Raw genomic sequence first — 26,040 nt, 5'->3', positions numbered from 1 at the left:
ATGTTTTTCCTCAACCAATAGCCTGCGATGGCCACTGATCGCAGCCAATGAGGAACATCCATGACCACCCCCGCTGAGCCCTATTTTTTCGACGAGGCTGAACGCGCAGCCAATGCCAGACAACCCGGTGAACGCGAAAACACGCTGAACTTCACCCTCGACGACCTGAAATGGCTGAAGCACGTGTATTTGGCCACCCACGCTGCTCGCGTCGCGCAAAAAGAGCCCATGCAGGCCTGCCAACTGTTGTTGAAAGTAACCGGCAAAACAGACATTCCATTGGCCGGAGCCTTTGCCCTGAGCCGGTCCGAAAATGGAGAGGTCATCCTTTACACACCGTGGAAAGGCTTGATCAAGTTTGCCGATTTGGCCGACCTCAAAAGCAAACTCAAGGAGTGGCTGACGCAGGCCACAGGCAAACGCGAACTGTTGCGCTTTCTCTCCATCGAACAACGCAGCGCTTTACCCGTCGCCACCGTTCCCGACATTGCCACGAAAGACATCGAAGGCGCGGTGTTCCAGGATCAGCAACTGACCCTCGATCACAATCAGGAACAGAACATCAAGGCGATGAAGGCTGAGCTGCTGAAGACGCCAACCCTGCAATCGATGCTCGATGACACACTCAAGCACGCGTTGCACAAGGCATTTCCCGCGCTGGACCAGCGTCTGACCCGGCTCAAGAGCTTCGTGAAGACCGTTTCAGCCTTCGACGGCAACGAAGACCTGCACACAATTTCCTCGATCCCTTTGAGCGATGCACTTCTGCACTTCTATCTGACCAACCAGTGGCCCGCCGGCGATTCAAGAGTCTTCGCCAATCCCGAGCACAGCGTCAGCAGCGACGCGGATAACCTGACGTGGGAAAGCGCGGTGAAAGAAATCGCGCAGAGCTTCACGCCGCACTTGCACAGCCTGCTCGCCTTGTTCTGGAACACATCCATGAGCACAGGCCTTTCACGCTTGGCGTTTTTCACCGAGGGCCTGCGTGGCACCTTTCACCTGAAACTGCTGCACCAGCGCCAGAACGGTGGTTTGACCACGCAGGAATACCTGCGGCTGATGAACGTCAGCCTCCCGCCTGACGCGCACGACCCTCTTCGCATCGAGAAAATACGAGTGACCGCACCCTTCAGGCATTTTGCGGAGCTGGCCTCGACCTTGATGATCGGGGGCACCAACACCCTGGGTTTTCTGTACTCCCCTTCCCGAGGCATCGAAGCGACGAACAATCTGCCGGCAGTCAAAAACATCGTGCTGGAGATGATGAAAACCGAAGGGTATGAAGACACCTTGCTCAACTTCATGTCGCTGGACGAACGCGCCACCTTTCTTGCTTTGGAGCCGGTTGAGCGCGTGATTGAGGGCAAACCGATCGTTGGTCCGGTGTTCAATCACTTGATGGCCGACATCCTCGGCAAGCAACGGGACAACCTGTCTCATGCGCTGAGCCGCTTGCGCGAAAGTGAAGGTACGCTCGACCCCCATGCCTTGCTCGACAGCGCACTGGATGTCCGGGGGTTGATCGATGACCGTCTGCTGGCCTCCGACCCTTCAGGACGCTGGAGTACACGCGTGGATCGGCGCCTTGGCGCGCAACCGGCCACCGTCCGCGCCGAGTCGGCCAGGGAGGAGTTGGCGCGGCTCGATTCCGTCGAACAGGCGCTCGATCAACTTCTGGATAAACACCCGGCCATCTCCACGGCAACCCGCTCGATCACTGACGCTGAGCGCGTCCTGAGTGACTCCGTGGCCAGCTTGCAATCGACGTTTTCTCATACGTTGTCAACGGCATTGCGCAGTGAACTGAAGCTGCGTGCCGTCACCCGCACCTTGAGTACAACGGAGCAGGCAATCATCAAAACCGTGCTCGACAGCCCGATACACCTGCAACGAGCGGCATTGAACGGCTTTCTCCCGGACGTGTTTTCCCTGGCGCTCAAGGCCGGCGATGCAGCGGATCCGTTGAAGCTGGCCAGCTGTTTTGTCCTGACTGAACGAGGCGGCCAGGATCCGGTGCATTCGGGCAAGGCGATTGTGTGGACACCTGCGTTGGGGTTTGAAGCGTTCAAAGGGCTGATGCCGTTGCTGACCGAACTCGGTCGACGCCTCGCCGACGTCAACCATCGCTCAATGCTGCTGGAGAACCTTGGTCGCAGCGAGCGTTTGCCTGGCCGGACTTACACGTTGGCGCCTCTGCAGCGGGTCTATGGGCATTTTCTTGATTATCTGCAAAAACCTTATGTGCACCTCGATGAGCCGTGCCTGACCGATGCGCTGGCAACAAAGCTCTCCGCGACGCCACTGACCCATCTCCTGGATCTTGTCTCGCTGCGTAAACCGATGACAGGGCTTGACCGTCCAATGGACATTGCACAATCCCTGACGACCCGGCAAAAGCTGCCGGCATGGCTGGCCCAGGCATCCGTCAAAGAGCTGATTGTGCATGCCGAGCTGCTTCAGCAATACGTCGATAATGTGAAAGACGACCAGGATTACCTGACCGGCCTGCGGTCACTGCAACGCACGGCGCACCATGGCCTTGAAAAACAACTCAAGGCGGACGGCTTCAACATCGACCCTGACACTGTCCGGGTGCAAATCAACGCCCGCCCGACATCCACGGCCCACACCCAAACCCTGACAGACTTTGCCTTGACTCATCTCAAGTCGCTGGACCCACTCCATTTCAAACTGGTATCGCTTGATAGCACCGTGATTCCCGAGGGGATGAACGAGCGCTACATCAAAGAGCTGATCCGCAACCTGAAACCGGGCGACCATCAACAGAAAATAGTGAACGACGCCCTGGCCGACACCCCGGCAAACGCAGAGCGCCGCAAGCGCTTCTACACACAATTGCCCTGGCAATTAATGCATTACGCCCACGCGGAAAAACTTCAGGAGCGCCTGAGCGAGACCGGGTTTGATCTGATCCGGCAAGTCATGGACATGCCCGACGCCCTCGCCCGCGCGGCGGTCGACGGTGCCCACGCAATCATCCGTCCGCTTGAGTTCCTGGGTATCAGGCAGGCCCAATCGATCAAAGTGCCCGGTGTCTATCTGATCGGCTCGACGGCGGATCGCACTGGACCGCAGGTGCTGATTGCGCCTCACAGCCCTGGGCACGGGGTGAAGGAATATGAAAACGAAGCCCAGCTGCTGACAGAACTGAAGACCCGCGGACCGCTGCTCGACTGGTTACTCCTGAATCTGCAGAACCCTGACCGGACGCTACTGGAAACCCGGATGGCGACCCCCCATCACCGCGTTGCCAGAGCCACGTCGTCGAACATCACCACGCTGGCTTCCCATCCGATCAAGGGGAACCTGTTCAAACACCTGCTCAATGACAACGTCGCCTTGCTGGGCCGATTGCTCGGTTGCCAGTCCGATGAGCGAAAACAAGGCGAATGGGCAACCATCAAGCATGTGCTGGGCGAAGACCTGCACGAGGCCTATACATTTTTCATGGGCAAGCTCGCCTACCCGGAGACGGTGTGGCGCAGTTACCGCGACATCAAGCAATCTGCCGAAGACCTGCAAACCCATCGGTGGGGAGCCGCCGTAAAAGCGTTCATCAGCGGCGTGGCCGAACTTTCCACGCTGCGCCAGACACTGGGGGATTCAACGCTGCTGTCGTCGACACCGGCCCTACAGGCACCGGAAAAACCCGATACCCGGCTCAAATGGCAGGACATCGATGTCACGGGACCCGAACGCACGACACTCGCGCGCCACGAAAGCATCAACGTTGATCTGGGTTCGCTGACTTCAGACGCCACGCTTGGGCTCTACACCCACCCAACGACAAAACAGCACTACGGGCCGGTTGAAGGAAAGGTGTATCCGGTCATCAAGCGCGGCAGCCGATGGCGCATCGGCGACACACGCAAGCTGGGCCCTCATCTGCGCCAGAACGAATCGAAGCAATGGTTGCTTGATGGACGAGAGTCGGCGCCTCGCTTCAGTCTGTTCGGACGCCTGGAGACCGCGAGATCGGTGTTTGATGGCATGAACGTCGATGCCTCGGGCATGTCCCGTATCCGACGATCGTTTCCACAGAAGGCCCGTCAGATTGACGAAGCGCTGGACCTGGCAACGACCTACGCCTGGAACAGCTACCGAAACCTGCAACAACTCAAATCCTCCGACGACACCGTCACGCCCGTGCATCAGCTCATCATGGATTTCCTCGGTGTGCAGCATGTGCTGCCCGCGCATGTCGAGCAGCTTAAAAAAGTCATTGGCGACGTTTTCGCAGCGCTGCTGGAGCCATCACTGAGAAAACCGAAGTCCAGTCGTTTTGCCGTCGGCAGGCTGACCGAAGACGCCCAAAACACGTTTGCCTTCATTGTCGCCAAAGACAAAAACCGCAGAATTCACCTTGCAGAAAGATTCTTCGACCTTAGATTCGATCACTACCGTCAACACCTGACCGACGCGGCCTTCCCGATCGACACCCATGCACGGGCGGTGACGTTGATACATGAGTTGTCGCACATGGCCTGTCAAACCGAGGACATCTCCTATCTCGATCCCGGCAGGCCGTTCACCGACCTGATTGGAACAGCCACCCCGCTGGCCACAGAGCTCAAACGTGCGTTGACCCACGTGCAGAAAACGGCGCTTTCGATCCAGACCCCTTATACCCGGCTGTTCATGACCCAGGATCCTGATACCGGTGAGTGGGAAGATCTGGGCAGTAACTCCGACAAGGAATCCGATCGGGTGAAGGACCATATCCTGGCATTGACTGGCGCAGAAAACCTCAGCGGAGCCCGCGAAACGTTCAAGAAAAACCCGCTGGTCAGGCTGACCGTACAGTTGGGCAACGCCGACAGTGTGGCCTGGCTGGTCAGTCATCTGGGCCGTGAACTGCACGTCAGTACGCCCTGATGTCAAAAATAATTCTCATTTGATGGTTAATTGCCATGACGGCTGTTCTCGCAGACTTCCCCTCAAGGTTAGAATGCACGAAATCAGGATGAGTCAATGACCGACAATTCTCTCTCGCAAGCCGAATATGACGCCATCACCGATGCCGCTGCGCACTGGTGCATGCGTCTGCACGCCGTCGACTGCACCGCCGAAGAGCGGATCGCCTTCGAACATTGGCGTGATGTTCATCCGCTGCATGCGTTCGAGTACGAAGCCATGCTCGAGATCTGGGAAGTCGCGGGGGATTTGCCGCGTCCCGAAGCCGTTACATCGGTACCTCGCTTCAAACAGGCCGCACCTTGGCGCACGGTCGGCATCGCCGCCGCCGTGTGCGCCTTGGCGTTGCCGCTGGCGGCGTACAGCGGCTGGAACATGGGCTGGCTACCGAATTCGTATCAGCATTTCGAAGCGAGTGACACGGTCCGTCAGGTCACCCTGAGCGATGGCAGCCAGGTGGAGCTGAACCTCGGCAGCGAACTGATCTTCAGCAACTACAAGGATCAGCGCCGGGTCACGCTGGAAAAAGGCGAGGCCTTCTTCAGCGTCAGCCACGATCTGGCTCACCCTTTTGTTGTCAGGGCAGCGGACGGCAGGATTCGCGTCACTGGGACCAAGTTCAACGTCTGGATGTACGAGGATCAGGTACGCGTGAACCTGATTGAAGGCTCGGTGCTGGTGAGCAGCAACGATGACCTACCAGGGGATGGCTTGCGCCTGGGGCCGGCGATGCAGGCGCGTTATAAACACGGCGACTTCACGCCGCAGATCAATCAGACCTACCCCAACGACAATTCCCTGGCGTGGCGCAGTGGCAAACTGGTGCTCGATGATCTGGCGCTGAACGATGCCCTGCCGTTGATCAACCGTTACCTGAGCAAACCGGTCATGGTCGCTGACCACAGCACCGGCACGATTCGCCTGGGTGGCATCTACAACATCAAGGAATTGAACAACCTGGTGGCGTCCCTGCCCAAGGTGCTGCCGGTCTACCTGACCCGTAACAAGGAAGGTAATCCGGTACTCAATTCGATCCCGCAACAACCCCCTAAAAGCTGAAAAGGCCGCAACCCTCAAGGGGGTGCGGCCTTTTTTACTGCTTGAATCGCCCTCTTACTGAGCGGCGACCTTCCCGGCTTTTTCATCCTGCTCGCGGATCGTCTGCGCCTGATACTGCGGATCTGAGGTTATCTGCTGCTCGGTAAACGGCAGCGGGCTCAACTGCTTCTTCGAAAAGGCAACGGTCTGATCCCGTGAGTACTTCGACGTCGGGTCGCTGGACAACGAGAAAGCCAGCAGGCCTTGGGCGTGCGGCCCCTTGTCATCAAAGGTCACCACTTGCAAATAGCTGGTGCCGCTGATGACTTCAAGTTTGCCGTCGGTTCTCGGAACACTCTGGATGGCGTTGTACACGCCAAGCGTGCCGGGTCCGCCGTGGATCGGCGTCTGTTGCCCGCCGCTGCTGACCACCTGAATATCACCCCAACGGCTGTCATCCTTGAGCCCCAGTTTTTCCACCTGTTCCACCGACGCCAGCATCGCCTCGCGAATCGCCTGGGTGACCTGCGAATTATCGAGCGCCAGGCCACGGGGCGTGTGCTGCGGATCTTTCGGGTCGAACGCCACTCGCCAGATATCCGGGACTTGCTGCAACGGTTCCATGACATTCTGGAAGTGTACAAAGCCGAGTCCGCTGTCCAGATTCGCACTGCGGTCCCAGGTCTTCAGGCTCGCGCACATCGGAGCGAGCGTTGCTGCATCGGCACCCAGATCGTTGGCGCAAAATTGCAGCAGGTCCGGCATCACTTGCCCGGCCTGGTACACCTGATCGTCCATCACCATCCGTTGCAGATCCGCCGCCGAGACCGGACCGGCCTTGCTCAGCGTGCTCAACCGGTCCAGAGCGAACCGCGAGCGCAGCCCCAGCGGCTGGCCTTCCTGACTGATCAGGGGCGAGAAGCCGGTGAGCGGTTGCGCCGGGTTGGCCATCCACGCCGAATCGTTGGAGTGTTGGACGTAGTCCCTGCGTTGCAGTTGCGGCAACTTGTCCGCCGCATAAATGCCTTTTTGCGCGGCGTTCGGGTCGATGTCCCAGGCACAGGCGCTGTTTGAACCATCGAGCACGATCAACTGCAACCCGACGCGCGGGTCGCTGCACTTGGCGAGTTTGTCGGCACTGACGTTCGGCACCACCGACAGGTTCATGTACAGCGTCTGCCCCTGATCATCCACCGCCAGGGTATTGACCCACGGGATACCCTGAATCTTGTGGACCGAGGCCTGTAGATCCTTGAGGCTGGAGGCCTGGTTCATGGCGTACCACTGCTGCAACACCCGGTCGTTTTCCAGGTTGGCATCGCGCAGGCTGTAGGCGTACTGATTGTCCCAGTCGAGTTTTTCGGGCCACTGCACGATCGGACCGAACTGCGAGCTGTAGACCACATGGGACACTGCTTTGGTCTGGCCGTCGGGCTGTTTCACGTTCACCGTCACGGTCTGCTTGTTCATCGGCAGCGACTGGCCGTCGAGCAGATAACGGGTCGAATCCTTGGGGTCAAGTTGCAGGCGATACAGGGTGAAGTGCTTGGACGTGTCCACCGTATGGGTCCACGCCAGGTGTTGGTTGAAACCGATATTGATCATCGGCAACCCCGGCAACGCCGCGCCCATCACGTCCAGCTTGCCGGGAATGGTCAGGTGCATCTGGTAGAAGCGCATCCCGCCAATCCACGGGAAATGCGGGTTGGCCAGCAACATCCCACGGCCGTTGAACGAACGTTCGCTGCCGACCGCCACCGCGTTGCTGCCGCGATCCAGCGCGAACCGCTGCATACGCGTGGCCGCCAGCTGAAACGACGACCCTTCGCCCGCGGCCTGAGCAACGGCCTTGGGTGGCGTCGCCCCCGCCAACGCTTCGGCGAACTGCCCTACGCCACCTTCGACCAACAGGCGGCGGGTCAACTTGACCAGGTCCTGCGAGGTGATGTCGCGCACCCATTCGCCCTGGCACTGCTGCGGCAAACCCTGTGCACGTCGCTCGGACAGCGAGCGGTTGTATCCGGCCACATAACCGTCGACCAGATCACGCACTGGCTGAGTTTGCGCCTTCCAGAACCCGGCGACGGCTTCTGGGGTATTGAGCCAGGTGAAGAACAGGTCGCTGACCTGGTTCTCGCGCTCCTCGACCGTCAGCTGATCCGGGCCGAAATAGCGTGAGCGCTCGCCATTGACGGTGACAATCTCATTGGCCAGCAAGCACAGGTTGTCCTGCGCATAGGCGTAACCGATGCCATAACCGAGTCCACGCTCGTTTTCGGCACGAATATGCGGCACACCAAAACTGGTGCGGCGAATGTCGGCGCTGGCCTGCTCCGGCGCATTGCGTGCATTTGCCGCAAGGCTCAGCCCTACCAACATGCCCGCAAGGCTCAACCTGGTAAATTGCCTGGAAATAATCACGCTCGCTCCTGATCGAAAAGACAAACACCCTGCGTCAAACACGCATCGCGCCTTCCCCTAGGAACGAAACCCACGACAAAAATTTAGGCCCTGAAAGGCGCTTTAACCAGCCTGCTCACAGGATGCTGACGTGATGGTGACGAATTTTCTACATTCGATCCTTCATTATTTGCCGTGCTCATACGTCTTATTGAATGAGAGCACCCATCACATTTCCTGGCCGGCTCGGAAAAGGAGTTTTTGCATGTACAACTCGCAACTGCCAACGGACGGTAGTCACGCGCCCAAGCGTTCAGCCATGGACTCCGGGGTCTTCAGTCAACGAGGCGAGCGTAATGGTAACGAGCGGATCAGATTGCTGCTCAAAAGCTTCGGCCTGCGAACCAGCCTGATTCGCCTCAAGGTCATCGACGCCTTGCTGACCGCCGCCGAAAGCGAGCGCAGCCTGGGCGTGCGAGGCGTGCACGGCCATTTGCTGGACCTGGATATTCCCCTGTCCTTTCTGAGTGTGCGAGAAGTGTTGAAACGCTTGTGCAGCGAAGGCGTGATCACCCTCAATGCCGACAAAAGCTACAGCCTGCATCCGCACGCTGTAGCCATGCTCCATCGCGACTGATCAGGTCAAGGTGCGTCGCTCAAGGCTTGACCTTGCGACGCATCACACCATTGACCACCACCACGATCACCGCGACGCCGATGGCGATGTACTGAAACAGCTTCTCACTGATGACGCCTGCGTTTTGCAGATACGAAAGGCCGAACATGATCCCCAACACCACCAGGGAGATCAGAATCGAGTATTTCAAACGTTGCGACTGAGTCATTGCGAATTCCTGAACCTGAAAAATGTGTCCGGTATGTATCCGAAAGCATGCCAAGCCCCTACCTTTGTGCAGGAATGGGACGCTGCAAACGGGGTCTCATGTTACAGCCGATGAAGAGATTTGGCTTTATTACGGCGATAACCATGAGGATTTTCAAATGTTCCGTCGAATCACACGGCTGATTCCCCTGCTCGCGCTGCTGATGCTGAGCGGCTGCATCGTTTTCCCCCACGGTGGCCGGCACGGCGACCACCATTACGATCGCGGTGGACCGGGTTATTACCAGCATCGATAACGTATGACGCGTAAGTAATTGAACACCCGCTTGTAAGAAAAGCGGATATCCCGTGATTGCTGAACCAATGCCCGCCCCGTTGCGGGCATTTTTCGTACATACACTTTCCCTTCTTTTTTTACTGCCCTCCCCCATCGAAACCTGGCGAAAACTATTGAAGCTTTCAGTCTTAATAGTCCGTTTGAGGTATTCATACCCGCTTGATTAATCTTGGCGCATCGCAATAAGACCCACTATTTAACTTCACGACGAAGAACAGGGATGCCATGCACAAACCGCTCATAAATATTAGCCCCTATCAGGTGTTCGGCTTTTGCCTTGCCATTACTTTTTTTGAACTTCTGACGTATATGGCCAGCGACATGATCATGCCCGCCATGTTGACCGTCACTCATGATCTGAATGCCAGCGGGAGACATGTCCCCTACGCCTTCAATCTTTATCTGGCGGGCGGCATTCTTCTGCAATGGCTTATTGGTCCGCTGTCGGATCAGTTCGGTCGCCGACCGATGTTGCTCATCGGTTGCGCGTTATTCGCCCTGGCCTGTGCCGCCGCGTTCAGCGTGCACAGCATTTATGCGTTCAACGGCTTGCGGGTGATTCAGGGCATGGGGCTGGGATTTGTCATCGCGGTCAGCTATCCAGCCTTGCAAGAAGTATTCTGCGAGGCCGACGCAGTAAAAATCATGGCGTTGCTGGGCAACGTTGCATTGCTCTCTCCGCTACTGGGGCCTTTGCTCGGCAGCCTGCTGCTGGAGTGGTTGTCCTGGCGGCAGCTGTTTTTACTGCTGGGTATCGGCGGCCTGTTGGTCTGGCTCGGGCTTTACCTGTTCATGCCGGAAACCGTGGGTACCTCGCGTCATGACGGTCAGCGACTGGCGGCGGTGCCGTTCGAATGGCGCGGCACCGTGCGCCGTTATGCCGCGTTGCTCGGCAACCCGCGATTCCTCAGCGCCTCGGTCGCGCTGGGGGTCATGAGCCTGCCCTTGATTGCGTGGATCGGGCTGGCTCCGCTCCTGCTGATTCACAATCAGGGACTTTCACCCTTGCAGTACGGCCTGTGGCAGATCCCGGTGTTTGCGGCCGTCATTCTCGGCAACCTGATACTCAATCGATTGATCGCCGACACTGAATTGCCGCAACTGATTCGATACGCGTTGTGGCCGTTTTGCGGCGGACTCCTCGCCTTGCTCGCCAGCAGTTTCTACGGGGTGTCTACGCCTTTGCTCATCAGCGCCCTGGCCGTTTACGCCATCGGCCTTGGCATGAGCAACGCCGCCCTGTACCGGCTCGCGCTGTTTTCAAGCGACGACAGCAAAGGCCTGGTCTCGGCCATGATCGGCATGATCTCGATCGCCGTCATGGGCGGCGGCGGCTCGCTGATTGCGGCGGCCGGTGCCGGTGACAACCACGAATCCTTCGCCCTGATGGCGGCTATTGCAGGGCTCATGTGCCTGCTGCCCTTACGCCTTTTTCTGCGGCGTTCTCACCTCCCGCTTGCTGCCTGACTCCACCCGAAAGGTCCTTCGATGATCCATTTACCCCACACCGATGCGCTTTGCGCGTTAACGCAACCCTATTGCCTGGATTCCGTGCCTGAAGGCCTGTTCGACCGGGCCATGGGGGAAGTCAGCCTGTTTCATTGTCACCACACGCCTGGCTATGAGCGCTGGCTCAACAGCAACGGGCTGGTCGCTCAAGACCTGGCGACACTGGATGACTGGTCAAGACTACCGCCGATTTTCGCTCACTATTTCAAACGTCACCTGTTGTTCGGCCCTACGGGCGAAGGCGCGCTGGAGCTGACATCGTCCGGCACCAGTGGCCAGAAAAGTCGCCTGCGCTATGACCAGCGCAGCATGGCGGCCGCCCAGGGCATGGTGGGCCACATTTTTCGCCATTACGGCTGGGACACTCCGGACAGTCCCTGCAACTACTTGCTGCTGAGCTATGAGCCCAAGGCTGCGATCACCTTGGGCACTGCGTACACCGACCAGTTTCTTTGCAGCTATGCGCCGGTCAACCGCATCGCTTATGGATTGCGCCTGACGGGCAACGGTCACGCGTTCGATGTGTTTGGGGTGATCCGCGCCTTGCAGGAATTCGCCGAAGAAGGATTGCCGGTGCGCATTCTCGGCTTCCCGGCGTTCCTCTCCCACGCGTTGCAGCACATGGAAGACACCGGCGTCGCGGATCTGAAGCTAGCGGCCGAGTCCCTGGTGTTTCTCGGGGGGGGTTGGAAAACCCAGGCCGCACAGGAAATTCCTTTGTCGCAGTTGTATCAACGCATCCACCGCCAATTGGGCATCGACCTGTCCCGCTGCCGGGACGGTTACGGCGCTGTCGAGCATGCCGTGCCCTACATCCAGTGTGCTCGGCAGCATTTCCATGCGCCGGTTTATTCGAAGGTCTTCGTGCGCAACCCATCCAGTTTCGCTGTTCAACCCTACGGTCAGCGCGGCTTGTTGGAGTTCGTGTCGCCGTACATTTCGTCCAGCCCCGCGCACGCCGTTGTCATGGGCGACCTGGCGACGCTGCACTCTGGTGCCAGCTGCGGATGCGGCTTGCAGACCGACTGGTTTGAACTGCATGGACGCGCCGGCACGACCGCCAGCCGAAGCTGCGCAATGGCCGCGTCTGAACTGATTGAAGGAGCCTGACATGTACTTGATCAATGGTGAACTGCGGGACGATATCACCCTCGAGACAGCCCTCGAGCAACTGCATCCACAATTGCCACAGCGGTTGAATGCACCGATCGACAGCGACACCGTCATCGACGCAGCGGCCCGATTTGCCCTGCAATTGCAAGCTGGCCGACTGGATGTGCCCCTCGACAACGATCAACGATTGGGGCTTGTCGACTTCTGCCAACGCAGCCACCTCACCACCAAGCTTGAACGTGAGTTGGGTGTGCAACCGCGTTCGTTACGGCGTATTGATTACCGGCAAGCCTGTTTTGAAAGCTGGCATCCGCTGGGGCTGGTGGTGCACATCACGCCGGGCAATGCGCCGATGCTGGCGTTCTGCGCGGTCCTGGAAAGTCTGTTGGCCGGCAACATCAACTGGCTGCGCCCCAGCTCCAGCGATCAAGGATTGACCGCCCGGTTACTCGCCGCGCTGGTGCATTGCGACACCCGTGGCCAGTTGGCTGATTTCATCGCGGTGCTGCCGGTCAGCACGGCTCAGATAGCGCAACTCTGCACCCGCGCCGATGGCGTCGCCGCCTGGGGTGGTGAAAACGCGCTAAAAGCGATTCGTCAGCAGATCCCGGCCGGGTGTCGCTGGATCGATTGGGGCCACAGGATCAGCTTCGCTTATCTGTCGCCCGAGGCGGCGAGCGATTCGACGCTGGACGCGCTGGTGGATGAAGTGTGCAGTCTGGATCAGCAAGCATGCTCCAGCCCGCAATGGCTGCTGGTAGACAGCAACGATCCGGCGATTTTGCTGGACCTGGGTGAACGTCTGGCCAAAGCCTTTACACGTCGTTCCTCTCATTGGCCGGCGCTGGTTCCTACCGACCAGGAGGCTTCGGAAATCACCACCCGTACCGCGATGGCGAGGCTGGAACATTGCTTTGCGCAGCAGACTGGTCAGGTCTGGACCGGCCCGGGATGGAGGGTCATCTGGGATCACCATCACACGCTCGCGCCCTCGCCGCTGTTTCGTACACTGCTGCTCAAACCGGTGCCGCAACACTTGATCGCCGAGACGCTATTGCCTTGGCGCACCGTCCTGCAAAGCTGCGTGTTGATGTGTTCTGCGGTGCAGACGCCCGGGTTGGTGCGCTCGCTGGTCAATGCCGGCGTTACGCGTATTGCCCCGTGCGGGCTGATTCATGACGGTTACCCTGGGGAACCCCATGACGGCGTCTACGCGCTGTCGCGCTTCAGTCGCCGCCTCTCGGTGAGTCTGTCGCCTGAGGCCGTGCCTGGCCGGGCAACACTCGACGCGCTGCCAACCGCTGCGGATACACGCCATGAGCCAATCATGGACAAAAACACATTCATGACCCAGCCGATCAACGCCATGGCCCAGCTGTTTTTCCGCTCTGGGGGCAGCAGCGGCACGCCAGCCCTGGCCGGGTTCAGCTATCAGGACTTTCAACGGCAGATGCGCGCGGCGGCAGACGGCCTGTTCGCCGCCGGTCTCGACCCGTCAACGGATCGGGTGATGAACCTGTTTTACGGCGGCAGCCTGTATGGGGGATTCTCCAGCTTCACCAAGGTTCTGGAATTGATGGGCGTTACACATTTCCCCATGGGGGCGCCGCACGATGATGACTTCAGCGAAATGGCCCGAATGATCGTGGATCATCGCATCACCGTGCTGATCGGCATGCCGAGTACGTTACATCGCTTGTTTTTCAACGAACAAAGCCAGCTTCGCGCGTACTCGGGCATCAGCAAAGTGTTCCTCGGCGGCGAGCACCCTGGCCAGGCCAGCCTGCGCCTGATGGAAAGCTGCGGAGTCTCGACGATTCGCTCCGCGATTTATGGCTCGGTCGATGCCGGTCCGCTGGGGCATGCCTGCGCGGCAACGGCAGACGGCGTCTTTCATTTGATGTGCGATACCCAGCATCTGGAAATCGTGCATCTCGAACACGATTCTCCGGTGCAAGCCGATGAGATCGGCCGGCTGCTGTTCACCTCTCGGGCCCGGCAAGGCCAGGCCGTGCGCCGGTATGACGTGGGGGACACCGGTCGCTGGATATCCGGAGCCTGCCCTTGCGGGCTCGACTCACCGCGATTCGAATTGCTGCAGCGCCACGGCAAGCTGATACGGATGGGCACGGAATTCATTTCACCGTCGGCGCTGCAGGACAGCCTCGGCCTGCCCGTTCAACTTGTGCTGGACCACGCCTGCGATGGCAGCGAGCGGTTGAAGGTTTTAGTGAACCTGGAGGCCGAAAAGGCGTATGAAAAGTTATTGACCCACGCCGCACTGACCAATGCCGTGAATGCCGCGCTGATCACGGTAGAAGTTCACGAGTGTGCTGAATCCGAATTCACCAAAAACAAACACAGCGGAAAAACGCCGTTGGTTATCGACAACAGACATTAAACATCTCGTTTGTCTTTTAATCTCACAACGCCTGATAAAAAAAAGAGAACCCAGTGAAAACAACTTATTCGCTTGAACAACTCTTGCCTTATATAAGGCAACACTCAAACTTCTATCGCAAACACCTGCAACACTTACCGGCAGAAGGTATTACATTAAAAGACCTGCCACTGACCAATGTGGCCGACTATTGGGCTGACAGTAACGACCTGAATCATTGGCCTGTGCTGACCGGCAACATCGAAGACGCGTTGGTGTTTAAAACAGGCGGATCCACCAGTCAGGGCAAACTGACGGTTTACTCGACCCGCGAGTGGCAAGCCTTGGTCAGTACGTTTGGAAACAGTGTTTCCTCTCAACTGAAGGACGGTGACAGGGTCGCCAACCTGTTCTTTTCCGGCGATCTCTACGCCAGTTTTCTGTTCATCCACGACTCGCTGGCGCACGTCAAAAGGTCCATCTGTGAGTTTCCGTTCACCGGCGAAGTCAGCATGGATGTCCTGGCGGATGCGCTGGATCAGCACCGGATCAACGTGCTGGTGGGTGTGCCGGCGCAGTTGTTGAAATTCGCCGCGTACCTGAATCAGCATCAGCGGTTGCTGTGTGGGGTTGATACGTTGCTGTACGGCGGCGAAAGCCTGTTCGGCCCGCAATTGGCCATCCTCACCCAGGTATTTCCCAACGTGCGCATCGCCTCAATCGGCTACGCCAGTGTCGATGCGGGCCTGATCGGCGCGACAAGCCGCGACTGCGCCTTGGGCGAGCATCGGGTATTTGAACCCCAGACCCTGCTGGAAATCGTCGACGAACTGACCGGTGAAGTCATTGAACAATGCGACCGCACCGGATTATTGCTGGTGACCAACCTGACCCGCCAACTCATGCCGCTGCTGCGTTATCCGGTAGGCGACCGCGCCTGCTGGCGTGAGCCCGCCAACACCCCGATGCGCAAATTCGCCCTCAAGGGGCGTAGCGCCCATAGTCAGCGGGTTCGTGTGGGGTCGGCGTCGTTGTTGATCGACGAAATGCGACAGATCGTCCAGCGCGTTGCTGGCACCGAACAATGGCAATTGCGCATCGAACATGACGGCTACAAGGACATCGTCAGTGTGACATGGGTGCCTGACGCAAACGCCGTGGCCACCGCCCCACGATGCCTGGCATTGTATGAAGCGCTTATGGCCCATTACCCCGCGCTCGATCATCTGAATCGCGAAGGGCTGCTGGAGTTGCGAGTGCTGTCCTGCAACGTTACCGACCTTAAGCTTCACCCTCGTTCCGGCAAACAGATGCGGGTCCTGGATTTGCGCCCCTATGACGCGCCATCGCTGGAGACTGCGTGATGTCTCATCTGATTTTTCGACGCTACCGCCCTTCCGACGCCCGCGCCGTGAGCCAGTTGTTTCGCGAGGTTTATGGCGATCATTACGTTCAACCGGATGTTTACCTGCCGCACATGATCAGCCAGCACACCGCCGAGGGTCGCTGGAAATCGATGCTGGCGGTGGATGATGTACGCGTTCTGGGGCATGCCGCGTTATGCCACGAATCGTCCCCGCAGAGCGCGGAACTGGCTCTCAGCGTGGTGCATCCCGCGGCGCAGGGGCAAAGTATCGCGACACGCCTGGGCCGGGAGTTACTGTTGCAGGCCGGGGCACTGGGCTTTAAGAGCGTCCTGATCAAGCAAGTGACCCACCATCCGTACACGCAACGCATGGCCGCAAACATCGGTTTCCACAGCACGGGAGTGCTGCCCGACTACGTTCCTTCGCCCTTCGCCGAACCGCACCCGGAAACCATTGTGATGGGCTGCCACGTGGTCGAAGGGCAGGCGCGTCCTCTTCCCGACATACCCTGGCCCGAACGCTACCGGGGGTTTATGCAGCACCTGAGTTCGCTGTTCGGAACCCATCCAGAAATGCCCCCACAACCTTCGATACCCTTGCAGATCAAGCAGCACCATCACCGCTTCGACATGGTCATTCACCGTCTGACCAAACGTCTGCTCGACCAGATCCGGCAATTGCCCGGTCACTGGATGATCTCGACCCGACTTGCGCTGTCGCGACACTTCGCCGAAGACTTGCGCAGTTTGACGACGCTTGGCTTCTCGTTTACCGGGTTGATGCCCGCTCCCGGCAGTCATGGATGGTTTGCCCTGTTTCATCGAGGGGCGCGGCCTCGGTCCCTCAATCTGCATTGCCCCTACATGCAACAGTTGCACGACGATTTGCAGCAAAACACCGAAGCACTGGACAGCGCTCGCTCAGCCGCTTGAGTCTTTTCGGTAAAACTCATTTCCCGGTTGCGCGCAAAGCTCCACCAGCCAGTCGACAAACACCCTCACCCGCCGGGACAACTGGCGGTGTGGGGGATAGAGCGCCGTCAACGGCATCCCGGGGGGCGGCGTCGCTTTCAATACTTCACACAAACGCCCTTCCTTCAATTGGCGGGCGACATGGTAGTACGGCGTCTGGATCAGTCCGTAACCCGCCTCACAAGCAGCCAGGTACCCGTCGGCACTGTTGACCGACACGTGCTTGGGCAGGTCAATCAACCGGAGTTGATCATCGACCATGAATTCCAGCCCGAACCGCTTGCCGGTGGTGCCGGAGAAATACTCCACCATCTGATGGCCCTCAAGGTCAGCCAGATTGTGCGGGGTTCCATGGCGCGCCAGGTACTCGGCGCTGGCGCTGGTGATCTGGTCGAGCATGACCAGCGGCCGCGCCACCAGTGACTCATCCAGCGCCGCCCCGCCGCGCAGCACACAATCGACGCCTTCACGAATCAGGTCGACAGGTCGGTCATTCAAACCGATATCCAGTTCGATCAACGGATAGCGGCGGGTGAACTGCGGCAATGCCGGAATCACGATCAGGCGCCCGATCCCGGACGGCATGTCCACTCGCAGCAAGCCTTTGGGGTTGTGGCGGGCGGCGGAAAACACCGCTTCGGTTTCCTCCAGATCGGCCAGCAACCGCACGCAACGGGGGTAATAGGCTGCGCCGTCGAGGGTCAGGCTGATCTGCCGCGTGGTCCGTTGCAGCAGTTGCACGCCAAGGTGAGCCTCAAGTTGCTTGATCAGGATGGTCACCGACGCGCGGGGCAATTGCAGGCTGTCCGCCGCTTTGGCAAAGCCACCCAGCTCGACGATTCGGGTGAACACGCGCATGGCGTTAAAACGGTCCATTGTCAGGCGATCCGGTCGACTATTTAGAAATTGCGAACAGTGATAGCAGTTGTAGCCGGTTTATCTTGTTTCTGTCGAGGTCAACACTGGAGGCTTACACCACAGGGAGTTCATTTCATGCAAACACGTCAATTGGGCAAAAACGGCCCACAGGTTTCTGCCATCGGTTTGGGCTGCATGGGCATGACCGATTTCTATACGACCGGTGTCGATATCCGTGAAGCCACCGCCACCCTGCATCGGGCGCTGGAGTTGGGGATCAACCTGCTCGACACCGCAGACATGTACGGCCCGCACACCAACGAAGAGTTGATCGGCAAGGCCATCGTCGGCAAACGCGAGCAGGTGTTCCTGGCCAGCAAGTTCGGCATTGTCCGCGATCCGTCCAATCCCGGCGCCCGGGGCGTCAACGGCCGACCGGACTACATTCGCACGTCTATCGACGGCACGCTCAAACGACTGGGCGTTGAAACCCTGGATTTGTACTACCAGCACCGGATCGATCCGCAGGTGGCCATTGAGGAAACCGTCGGCGCCATGGCCGAGTTGGTCAAAGTCGGCAAGGTGCGTTATCTGGGCTTGAGTGAGGCGTCAGTGACCACGCTGGAACGGGCACACAAGGTTCATCCGATCAGCGCCCTGCAAAGTGAGTATTCGCTGTGGAGCCGTGACCAGGAAGAGAACGGTTGCCTGGCTGCGTGCCAGCGTCTGGGCATTGCGTTCGTCCCTTACAGCCCATTGGGTCGTGGCTTTCTGACGGGGGCACTGAAAAGCCCGGATGACTTTGCCGCCGACGATTACCGGCGCTTCAGCCCGCGCTTTGAAGGGGAAAATTTCGCGAAAAACCTGTTGCTGGTGCAGCAGGTACAAGCCTTGGCAGCCGACAAAGGGGTGACGGCGGGCCAATTGGCGCTAGCCTGGGTGCTGGCGCAAGGTGACTACCTGATCCCGATTCCCGGGACCAAACAGCGTAAATACCTTGAAGAAAACGTTGGCGCACTGGAGGTGAAACTCAGCGACCACGACTTGCACGCCCTGGAAGCGATTTTCCCGGCCAATGCCACCGCAGGCTTGCGCTATCCAGAGGAAGTCATGAAATTACTTGATCGGTAACCAACGCCTGGCCCATTCGGTCTGAGTGGGCCGGCACTGCGAACATCAAGCCTTGGATCTGACGCCACCGTCAGTAGCAGGCACCGTTGTACCGTTGCCCTTGCCGTAAGCCTGCAGGTTCTGCAGCACATAAATCGCCGTCTTGTATTCCGGAATCAGGCCGGCGGCGTATCTGTCGCCCTTGATGCTGTTGTTCTGGATGGTGTCCAGTTGCGTAGCGAAATACTCCAGCGCATTGAATTTTGCATCCGGGTCTTTCTGAATCCCAAACCGGTCGAATTTGTCACCGGCGTTCATCAACGTCATCGACGTGATATCGGAAATCAATCCCTTGCCTCGCAAAAAGGCGCTGAGATTGCCCAGCTGTTTGGCGGAGACATTTTCCGGGTCAAAGCCTTTCACGTTCCGATGGATTTTCTGCTCATCCATTTTCGCCGTGTTCAACGCGTTTGGATTGGTCCCCACCAGTGCCAGCATCTGCTTGACCCTGGCGCTGTGGGTGACAGGTTTGCCCCCGCCCGTATCCTGAACCAGCAACCCTGCCTTGGGAGTCCAGGCCCCTGTGTAGCCGATAGTCATGAATGAACTCCCGACTGCGTGACCATAAAAAATTCCTTGTTAAGTCCAGTTTTAGAGCCGCCGAGTATCGGCCTGGCAACTAGCCATACCAACAACTTTTTTCCAGTTTTTACAATTTTTGTACATGTTAGATACAAAGCACCAAGCGCCTTGTTTCATTGGTCTACACATTCTTTTCAAAAGAGGTCTAGCCAACTAATCAGCCTCTTGTACGTCTTGGTTAGTTTATTTGTATCAACATCGACACTGTCCGGCCCTTGACCGCTCGTCACCCTGCCCCTTTCTAGCACGTCCGTACCTAAAGCTCGTCCCTTGCAAGCCGATAGCTCTTCGAAGCGCCGATTTTCATTCCGAAAACCACAATAAGAACGCTGCACAAGGACCGGTCCCATGCCCGCATTCCGCACCATCCAGGCTCGTTACACGCTGTTTCTGGTCCTGTTCATCCTGCTGTTGTTCGTCCTCACGGTGGTCGGCATCAGCCAGTTGGTCGCCCCCAAGCTTCGTCACACCGAAGAACAGGTGGCCCTCAACCGCATCGCCGAAGTGGCCGAGCAAATCCAGGGCGAACTGAACAAGGTTCAGGCGCAACAGCGCAGCATCACCCAGACCATTCCGTTGCTCGACAGCGCCGCCATCGACACGGTGCTGCCAGGCCTGGTCGATCAATACGGCGAGTTGAAAGTGTTCGGAGGCGGTATCTGGCCGTTACCCGGCCAGCGTGAGGCCGGACGTAACAAATTCAGCACCTTCTGGCACCGCGACGCCTCGGGCAAGCTGGCGGTCAATACGTTCTGGAACAGTGACGCCGCTCCCAACTATTACGACCAGACTTGGTACAAGGGCGGCATGCAAACCCCGCGCGGCCAATGCGCCTGGGCCGCTGCCTATAAAGATGACGCCAGCGCGGAGCCACGGACCAACTGCGCCATGGCCATTCAGAAAAATGGCGCGGCGTATGGCGTCTCGACTATCGACGTGACGCTGGGCTTCTTCAATGACTTGATCGCCCGCAAGGAAAAAGACCTCGGCGCCGAAATGCTGATCGTCGAAGCTGACGGCAAGATCATCAGCAACAGCTCGCGGATCAGTGGGCCGATCGTACTGAAGAACATCAGTGAACTGGCCGGCAACTCGCCGTTCGCCAGTCAAGTGAAGGCCGGCCTGCAAAACCGTGATCAGTCGCAGCGGGTCGAGTTCGACAACAACGGTGAAGCCAACACCTTCTTCATGCGCCCGATCGAAGGCACCCCGTGGTTCCTCGCCACGGCCCTGCCGACCACGCTGATCACCGCCCAGCGTGACGATGTGCTCAGTACCTTGAGCCTGCTGCAAATCCCGATGGTGATTCTGCTGGTGTTGCTGCAGATCTATGCGATTCGCCAACTGATCCAGCGGATGAAAATCCTCAAAGCCAACATTGACGCCCTGTCCGCGGGCGATGCCGACCTGACCAAGCGCATCACTATCCGCGCCGAAGACGAACTGGGCGCCATCGGGCACTCGGTCAACGCCTTCATCATTTATTTGCAGAACATGATCGGCGAAGTCACCCAGGCCACCGGTGCCATGGCCTCCAGCCTGGACAACCTGCAGCGGACTTCCGCCCACACCAGTCAGATTCTGGTGCGCCATGCGTCTGAAACGGATCAGACGGTCACGGCGATTACCGAGATGAGTTCGACCGCCGAAAGCGTCGCACAGAATGCCGCTGAAACGGCGGCCTTCACCCAGCGCGCCAACGAGAACGCCGATCGTTCACGGGTCGTGGTCGGTGAAGCGTCCAGCAGCGTGATCGCCTTGATCGACGAAGTGGCGAGCGCCACCCATAAGGTCGAAAGCATGCAGGAAGACGCGCAACGCATCACCGAAATCCTCGGGGTGATTGGCGCGATTGCCGGGCAGACCAACTTACTGGCGCTCAACGCCGCGATCGAAGCGGCCCGGGCCGGTGAGCAAGGTCGCGGTTTCGCGGTCGTCGCCGATGAAGTCCGCGCCCTCGCCGCCCGCACGCAAGCCAGCACTTCGCAAATCAATGAAATGCTCAAGCGCCTGACCCAAGGCGTGAGTTCGTCTGTAACTGCGATGGAAAATACCCAGGCCAGTTGCCAGTCTGCCGCCGACGCCACGGCGCGGGTCAACACGGGCCTGGATGAAATGGCCGGCTCGGTCAGCCACATCAACAGCCTGAGTACGCAGATCGCCACCGCCGCCGAGCAGCAAAGCGCGGTGACCGAAGAGATCAACCGCAGCATGGTGCAGATCCGTCACATGGTGGATGAGCTGGTGAAAAGCGGCCAGGCCAGCGAACTTAATACCCAACAACTGCTGCAAGCCAACGCGCGTGTCAGCTCGATCATGGGGCGATTCAAGGTTCGTTGATCGCTGCTGAATTACACATGCTCCCTGGGGCCGGGGAGTTGGGTCTGGTGAGGATCTTTGTGGCGAGGGGGCGTGCCCCCTCGCCACGACAGCTTGGCGTACCTGTATTACTTCGAAACAACCTCGTATCTCTTCCCGGCAAAAAATGGTCAAAATGCATCTTTTTGGCCGCAACCCGAGACGAGATCCCCCATGCGAATCCACCTGCGTCTGGTCGCCCTGAGCGCCCTTTTTATCTCCTCCATGGCCCAGGCCGCCGACCTGGTCCCGATCGAAGTCCACCGTGACGCCAACTGCGGCTGCTGCAAAAAATGGATCAGCCACCTCGAGGCCAACGGCTTCAAGGTTGAAGACCACGTCGAATCCAACATGAGCGAATTCAAGCAGCAGCACGGCGTGCCTCCACGCCTGGCGTCCTGCCACACCGGCCTGATCAACGGCAAATTCGTCGAAGGCCATGTGCCTGCGGATCAAGTCCTGGCCTTGAGCAAACGCAATGACCTGCTGGGTGTTGCGGCACCGGGCATGCCTATGGGTTCGCCGGGCATGGAAATGGACGGCATGAGCGATGCCTATCAAGTGATCGGCCTGAAAAAGGACGGCACTGATGTGGTGGTGGCGGACTACCCGGCCCATTGATGGGTGGCGCCTACATCGGGCTGTTCTTCGCGGCGTTCGGTGCCGCGACCTTGCTGCCGTTGCAGTCCGAAGCGCTGCTCGTGGGGCTGTTGCTCAGCGAACAGTATTGGCTATGGTTGCTGCTGGCCGTCGCGACGCTGGGTAATGTCCTCGGTTCGGTGGTGAATTGGTGGCTCGGCTGTCGCATCGAGCGGTTTCGCGACCGGCGCTGGTTTCCGGTCAGCCCGCGCCATCTGGAACAGGCCCGAAAACACTATCAACGCTATGGTCATTGGTCATTGCTGCTGAGTTGGGTGCCAATCATCGGTGACCCGCTGACGTTGGTGGCCGGCGTCATGCGCGAGCCGCTTGGGCGGTTCCTGCTGATCGTGACCCTCGCCAAAGGTGCTCGTTATGGCGTGCTGGCCCTGGCCACGCTCGGCTGGATCGGTTGAACGATCGGCGGCGGCGATTGCCTGTCTTTAATGTCGCCCTAATCATGCCGATCCAGCATCGGCGGGTTTTCTATGGAGTTCACCCATGTCCCTTCCCCTCTCCCGTTGGCTGCCCGGCCTGTTTCTGACCGCTGCACTGCCTGTTCTGGCTCACGCCGAAGGCCCGGAATACGGGCCGGAACTGCAAGGGTTCGAGTACCCCTATACGGTCAAGCACTTCTCGTTCGAGTCCCAAGGCAAATCCTTGCAGATGGGTTACATGGACGTCGCCGCCCACGGCAAGGCCAACGGGCGAAGCGTGGTGTTGATGCATGGCAAAAACTTCTGCGGCGCCACTTGGGACAGCTCGATCAAAGCCCTGAGCGAAGCCGGTTACCGGGTGATTGCGCCGGACCAGATCGGTTTCTGCACCTCCAGTAAACCGGACAACTATCAGTACACATTCCAGCAACTGGCGACCAATACCCAGCAACTGCTCAAAGCGCTTGGCATCCAGAAGTCCAGCGTGCTCGGGCACTCCACCGGCGGCATGCTCGCCACACGCTATGCGTTGCAATACCCCGATCAGGTCGAGCAACTGGCGTTGGTCAATCCCATTGGCCTGGAAGACTGGAAAGCCCTTGGCGTGCCCTATCGCACCGTCGATCAGTGGTACGAGCGCGAACTCAAACTCAGCGCCGACGGCATCCGCACCTATGAACGCAACACCTATTACGGTGGCCGCTGGAAGCCTGAATTCGATCGCTGGGTCGATATGCTTGCCGGCTTGAACAAAGGCCCGGGGCACACACAGGTGGCCTGGAACTCGGCGTTGATCTACGACATGATCTTCACCCAGCCGGTGTACTACGAGTTCAAGGACCTGAAGATGCCGACGCTGTTGCTGATCGGCACGTCCGACACCACGGCCATCGGCAGTGACATTGCCTCCCCGGAGGTCAAGGCCAGGCTCGGTCATTACGACGTGCTCGGCAAGCAAGTGGCAAAGTTGATTCCGCAGTCCACACTGGTTGAATTCCCCGGCATGGGCCACGCGCCGCAGATGGAAGAACCGGCGCAATTCCACCAGGCATTGCTCGACTGGCTGAACAAAACCAATCCCGTGCGTTAATGAGGTAAGGCTGATGGCGGTGCAGATTGCGGTGATCGATGATTGGCAGGACGTGGCCCGTGACGTGGTCGACTGGTCAGTGCTGGACTGCCTCGGCGAGGTGAGTTTTATCCATGATTACCCCGCCGACAACGCAACCCTGGCGGAGCGCCTGGGTAAATTCGAAGTGATCTGCGTAATGCGCGAACGCACCCGCTTTGATGAAGACCTCCTGCGCCAATTGCCGACACTCAAGCTGCTGGTCACCGGTGGTATGCGTAATGCTGCGCTGGATCTCAAGGCCGCTGCGGCACTGGGCATCCAGGTCTGTGGCACCGACAGCTACAAACACGCTGCTCCAGAACTGACCTGGGCGTTGATAATGGCCGCGACCCGCAATCTCGTGGCCGAAGCCAATGCCTTGCGCGCCGGGAAATGGCAGCAAGGCCTGGGCGGCGACTTGCACGGCAAGACACTGGCGATCCTCGGCCTTGGCAGCATCGGCCAACGGGTCGCGCAGTTCGGTCAGGTGTTCGGGATGCGGGTGATCGCGTGGAGCGAAAACCTCACGGCCGAACGTGCCGCTGAAGTGGGCGTGACCTATGTCAGCAAGCAGGAACTGTTCGAGCAGGCCGATGTGCTGTCGGTTCATCTGGTGCTCAGTGATCGCAGCCGCGGATTGGTCGACGCCCAGGCGCTGGACTGGATGAAACCCTCGGCGCTGCTCGTCAACACCGCACGCGGACCGATTGTCGATGAGGCTGCGCTGATCAAGGCCTTGCAAAAGAATCGACTCGCGGGGGCGGCACTGGATGTGTTCGACATCGAGCCATTGCCGGTGAATCATCCGTTCAGAACGCTGGACAACGTGTTGGCAACGCCGCATGTCGGGTACGTCAGCCAACAGAACTACCATCAGTTCTTTTCGCAAATGATCGAGGACATTCAAGCGTGGTCGGCGGGTGAGCCGATTCGCCTTCTGAGCTAGGATCGAAGCGCCGCTCTCGCACTCGATCGATGTTGGTCAATACTGAACGCGAAAACCACGTATCCTCTGCGCCCGTTTCACGTTCAACCTCGCGAGGGCAGTTTGTCTAAAGGTATCGCTTTATCGGTCTCGGCCTCGGTGCTGTTTGCCGTCATGTATTACTACACCTCGCTGCTCACGCCCTTGAGCGGCGTGGAGATTTTCGGCTGGCGCATGCTGCTGACCGTGCCGTGCATGACCGTGTTCATGATGGTTTCCGGCGAATGGAAACGGGTGCTCGAAATTTTCCGGCGCATCGCCGGGAATCGCAAACTGATCGCCGGCCTGATCGCCTCCTCTGCCCTGCTCGGCGTGCAGCTTTGGCTGTTCATGTGGGCGCCGCTCAACGGCTACAGCCTGGATGTGTCGCTCGGCTATTTCCTGTTGCCGCTGACCATGGTCCTGACCGGGCGGATCGCCTATGGCGAGCGCCTCTCGTATCTGCAAAAAATCGCCGTGGTGCTGGCCTGCCTTGGGGTGATCAACGAGGTGTATCAGGTCGGTGGTTTTTCCTGGGCAACCTTGCTGGTCTGCATCGGCTATCCCTTGTATTTCATCCTGCGCAAGCGCCTGGCCGCCGACAACCTTGGCGGTTTATGGCTGGACATGGCGTTGACGCTGCCGGTGGCATTCTGGTTCGTGCAGAGTGGCGAACAGGGTTTCGGCGTGTTTGATCAACACCCGTGGTTGTCGCTGCTAATCCCGATACTCGGAGTGATCAGCGCGTCGGCGCTGGTGGTCTACATCATCGCCAGCCGGTTGTTGCCGTTCAGTCTGTTCGGGCTGTTGAGTTATGTAGAGCCGGTGTTGCTGCTGGGCGTTGCGTTGCTGCTTGGGGAAAGCATCAAGCCCGGGGAATGGTTGACTTATATTCCGATCTGGCTGGCGGTGGTGGTGCTGGTGTTTGAAGGGTTCAAGCACCTGGTTCGGCATCGCAAACCTTAAGCCCTACACAAAACCAAATGCAGGAGTGAGCCTGCCCGCGATAGCTATCTGTCAGTCA

The 26,040-nt window shown here is 58.7% G+C and carries 19 protein-coding genes and 2 pseudogenes; 17 read left to right on the top strand and 4 right to left on the bottom strand.

The window, feature by feature from the left end; translation table 11 throughout:
* Positions 1-60: 60 nt before the first annotated feature.
* Together FBY01_RS11710 and FBY01_RS11705 are read left to right on the top strand one after the other, a co-directional pair.
* Positions 61-4,899, top strand: coding sequence for a dermonecrotic toxin domain-containing protein (locus tag FBY01_RS11710; RefSeq protein WP_145307761.1), 4,839 nt, complete (start codon positions 61-63; stop codon positions 4,897-4,899).
* A 96-nt stretch (positions 4,900-4,995) separates the two neighbouring features.
* Positions 4,996-5,997, top strand: coding sequence for a FecR family protein (locus tag FBY01_RS11705; RefSeq protein ID WP_145307763.1), 1,002 nt, complete (start codon positions 4,996-4,998; stop codon positions 5,995-5,997).
* A 54-nt stretch (positions 5,998-6,051) separates the two neighbouring features.
* Here the strand turns inward: FBY01_RS11705 and FBY01_RS11700 are convergent, their stop codons facing one another.
* The gene (locus FBY01_RS11700; RefSeq protein WP_145307765.1) at positions 6,052-8,397 is read right to left on the bottom strand and encodes an acylase; all 2,346 of its coding nucleotides are present in this window, start codon (positions 8,395-8,397) and stop codon (positions 6,052-6,054) included.
* A gap of 244 nt (positions 8,398-8,641) precedes the next feature.
* Here FBY01_RS11700 and FBY01_RS11695 point away from each other — a divergent pair, with 244 nt between their 5' ends.
* On the top strand, positions 8,642-9,013 hold the full coding sequence (locus tag FBY01_RS11695; RefSeq protein ID WP_010460662.1) for a hypothetical protein: 372 nt from the start codon (positions 8,642-8,644) through the stop codon (positions 9,011-9,013).
* Between the two features lie 19 nt (positions 9,014-9,032).
* On the opposite strand, the gene FBY01_RS11690 is transcribed toward FBY01_RS11695, so the two are convergent.
* Positions 9,033-9,221, bottom strand: coding sequence for a hypothetical protein (locus FBY01_RS11690; RefSeq protein ID WP_010460665.1), 189 nt, complete (start codon positions 9,219-9,221; stop codon positions 9,033-9,035).
* Between the two features lie 157 nt (positions 9,222-9,378).
* Here FBY01_RS11690 and FBY01_RS31540 point away from each other — a divergent pair, with 157 nt between their 5' ends.
* The 6 genes from FBY01_RS31540 to FBY01_RS11665 all read left to right on the top strand — a co-directional run bounded on the left by FBY01_RS31540 (position 9,379) and on the right by FBY01_RS11665 (position 16,858).
* Positions 9,379-9,516, top strand: a complete 138-nt coding sequence (locus FBY01_RS31540; protein ID WP_010460667.1) for a hypothetical protein — start codon at positions 9,379-9,381, stop codon at positions 9,514-9,516.
* A 266-nt stretch (positions 9,517-9,782) separates the two neighbouring features.
* The gene (locus FBY01_RS11685; RefSeq protein WP_145307767.1) at positions 9,783-11,024 is read left to right on the top strand and encodes an MFS transporter; all 1,242 of its coding nucleotides are present in this window, start codon (positions 9,783-9,785) and stop codon (positions 11,022-11,024) included.
* Between the two features lie 21 nt (positions 11,025-11,045).
* A complete protein-coding gene (locus tag FBY01_RS11680) occupies positions 11,046-12,176 on the top strand; it encodes an acyl-protein synthase (protein WP_145307769.1) in 1,131 nt (376 codons plus the stop codon).
* Between the two features lies 1 nt (position 12,177).
* Complete coding sequence (locus FBY01_RS11675) at positions 12,178-14,580, top strand: aldehyde dehydrogenase family protein (protein WP_145307772.1); 2,403 nt, start codon at positions 12,178-12,180, stop codon at positions 14,578-14,580.
* 53 nt (positions 14,581-14,633) lie between these two features.
* Entirely contained in the window at positions 14,634-15,923 is a 1,290-nt protein-coding gene (locus tag FBY01_RS11670) for an AMP-binding protein (protein WP_145307774.1), read from the top strand.
* A complete protein-coding gene (locus tag FBY01_RS11665) occupies positions 15,923-16,858 on the top strand; it encodes a GNAT family N-acetyltransferase (protein ID WP_145307775.1) in 936 nt (311 codons plus the stop codon). The genes FBY01_RS11670 and FBY01_RS11665 overlap by 1 nt, the downstream gene beginning before the upstream one ends.
* On the opposite strand, the gene FBY01_RS11660 is transcribed toward FBY01_RS11665, so the two are convergent.
* Positions 16,847-17,773: a LysR family transcriptional regulator gene (locus tag FBY01_RS11660; RefSeq protein ID WP_145307777.1), complete on the bottom strand. Its 927-nt coding sequence runs from the start codon at positions 17,771-17,773 to the stop codon at positions 16,847-16,849. The two genes, FBY01_RS11665 and FBY01_RS11660, sit on opposite strands and share 12 nt — an antisense overlap.
* Positions 17,774-17,890: 117 nt before the next feature.
* On the opposite strand from FBY01_RS11660, the gene FBY01_RS11655 reads away from it, so the two are divergent.
* On the top strand, positions 17,891-18,886 hold the full coding sequence (locus tag FBY01_RS11655; protein WP_145307779.1) for an aldo/keto reductase: 996 nt from the start codon (positions 17,891-17,893) through the stop codon (positions 18,884-18,886).
* Between the two features lie 45 nt (positions 18,887-18,931).
* Here the strand turns inward: FBY01_RS11655 and FBY01_RS11650 are convergent, their stop codons facing one another.
* Entirely contained in the window at positions 18,932-19,465 is a 534-nt protein-coding gene (locus tag FBY01_RS11650) for a hypothetical protein (RefSeq protein WP_010460681.1), read from the bottom strand.
* Between the two features lie 390 nt (positions 19,466-19,855).
* On the opposite strand from FBY01_RS11650, the pseudogene FBY01_RS32220 reads away from it, so the two are divergent.
* From FBY01_RS32220 to rarD, 7 genes and pseudogenes are all read left to right on the top strand, one after another.
* Positions 19,856-20,983: pseudogene (locus FBY01_RS32220) on the top strand (cache and HAMP domain-containing protein); the annotation flags it as partial.
* A gap of 339 nt (positions 20,984-21,322) precedes the next feature.
* Positions 21,323-21,847: pseudogene (locus FBY01_RS32215) on the top strand (methyl-accepting chemotaxis protein); the annotation flags it as partial.
* Positions 21,848-22,039: 192 nt separating this feature from the next.
* Entirely contained in the window at positions 22,040-22,486 is a 447-nt protein-coding gene (locus FBY01_RS11640; RefSeq protein ID WP_010460685.1) for a DUF411 domain-containing protein, read from the top strand.
* On the top strand, positions 22,486-22,920 hold the full coding sequence (locus FBY01_RS11635; protein ID WP_077747751.1) for a YqaA family protein: 435 nt from the start codon (positions 22,486-22,488) through the stop codon (positions 22,918-22,920). Before FBY01_RS11640 ends, FBY01_RS11635 begins: the two co-directional genes overlap by 1 nt.
* 85 nt (positions 22,921-23,005) lie before the next feature.
* Positions 23,006-24,031, top strand: a complete 1,026-nt coding sequence (locus FBY01_RS11630) for an alpha/beta fold hydrolase (RefSeq protein WP_010460690.1) — start codon at positions 23,006-23,008, stop codon at positions 24,029-24,031.
* A 13-nt stretch (positions 24,032-24,044) separates the two neighbouring features.
* Entirely contained in the window at positions 24,045-24,998 is a 954-nt protein-coding gene (locus tag FBY01_RS11625) for a D-2-hydroxyacid dehydrogenase family protein (protein WP_145307783.1), read from the top strand.
* Between the two features lie 102 nt (positions 24,999-25,100).
* The gene (gene rarD / locus FBY01_RS11620) at positions 25,101-25,982 is read left to right on the top strand and encodes an EamA family transporter RarD (protein ID WP_145307785.1); all 882 of its coding nucleotides are present in this window, start codon (positions 25,101-25,103) and stop codon (positions 25,980-25,982) included.
* Positions 25,983-26,040: the final 58 nt, after the last annotated feature.

The organism is Pseudomonas sp. SJZ077 (assembly GCF_007993905.1).
In the GTDB taxonomy this organism is placed as follows: Bacteria; Pseudomonadota; Gammaproteobacteria; order Pseudomonadales; family Pseudomonadaceae; genus Aquipseudomonas; species Aquipseudomonas mandelii.
The sequence above is the reverse complement of the archived record's forward strand: the minus strand, read 5'-3'. Positions and strand labels throughout refer to the sequence as shown.

Coding starts and splice junctions, on each gene's coding strand:
- FBY01_RS11710 (WP_145307761.1), top strand. CDS start 61: ATGACCACCCCCGCTGAGCCCTATTTTTTCGACGAGGCTGAACGCGCA.
- FBY01_RS11705 (WP_145307763.1), top strand. CDS start 4,996: ATGACCGACAATTCTCTCTCGCAAGCCGAATATGACGCCATCACCGAT.
- FBY01_RS11695 (WP_010460662.1), top strand. CDS start 8,642: ATGTACAACTCGCAACTGCCAACGGACGGTAGTCACGCGCCCAAGCGT.
- FBY01_RS11690 (WP_010460665.1), bottom strand. CDS start 9,221: ATGACTCAGTCGCAACGTTTGAAATACTCGATTCTGATCTCCCTGGTG.
- FBY01_RS31540 (WP_010460667.1), top strand. CDS start 9,379: ATGTTCCGTCGAATCACACGGCTGATTCCCCTGCTCGCGCTGCTGATG.
- FBY01_RS11685 (WP_145307767.1), top strand. CDS start 9,783: ATGCACAAACCGCTCATAAATATTAGCCCCTATCAGGTGTTCGGCTTT.
- FBY01_RS11680 (WP_145307769.1), top strand. CDS start 11,046: ATGATCCATTTACCCCACACCGATGCGCTTTGCGCGTTAACGCAACCC.
- FBY01_RS11675 (WP_145307772.1), top strand. CDS start 12,178: ATGTACTTGATCAATGGTGAACTGCGGGACGATATCACCCTCGAGACA.
- FBY01_RS11665 (WP_145307775.1), top strand. CDS start 15,923: ATGTCTCATCTGATTTTTCGACGCTACCGCCCTTCCGACGCCCGCGCC.
- FBY01_RS11660 (WP_145307777.1), bottom strand. CDS start 17,773: ATGGACCGTTTTAACGCCATGCGCGTGTTCACCCGAATCGTCGAGCTG.
- FBY01_RS11655 (WP_145307779.1), top strand. CDS start 17,891: ATGCAAACACGTCAATTGGGCAAAAACGGCCCACAGGTTTCTGCCATC.
- FBY01_RS11650 (WP_010460681.1), bottom strand. CDS start 19,465: ATGACTATCGGCTACACAGGGGCCTGGACTCCCAAGGCAGGGTTGCTG.
- FBY01_RS11640 (WP_010460685.1), top strand. CDS start 22,040: ATGCGAATCCACCTGCGTCTGGTCGCCCTGAGCGCCCTTTTTATCTCC.
- FBY01_RS11635 (WP_077747751.1), top strand. CDS start 22,486: ATGGGTGGCGCCTACATCGGGCTGTTCTTCGCGGCGTTCGGTGCCGCG.
- FBY01_RS11630 (WP_010460690.1), top strand. CDS start 23,006: ATGTCCCTTCCCCTCTCCCGTTGGCTGCCCGGCCTGTTTCTGACCGCT.
- FBY01_RS11625 (WP_145307783.1), top strand. CDS start 24,045: ATGGCGGTGCAGATTGCGGTGATCGATGATTGGCAGGACGTGGCCCGT.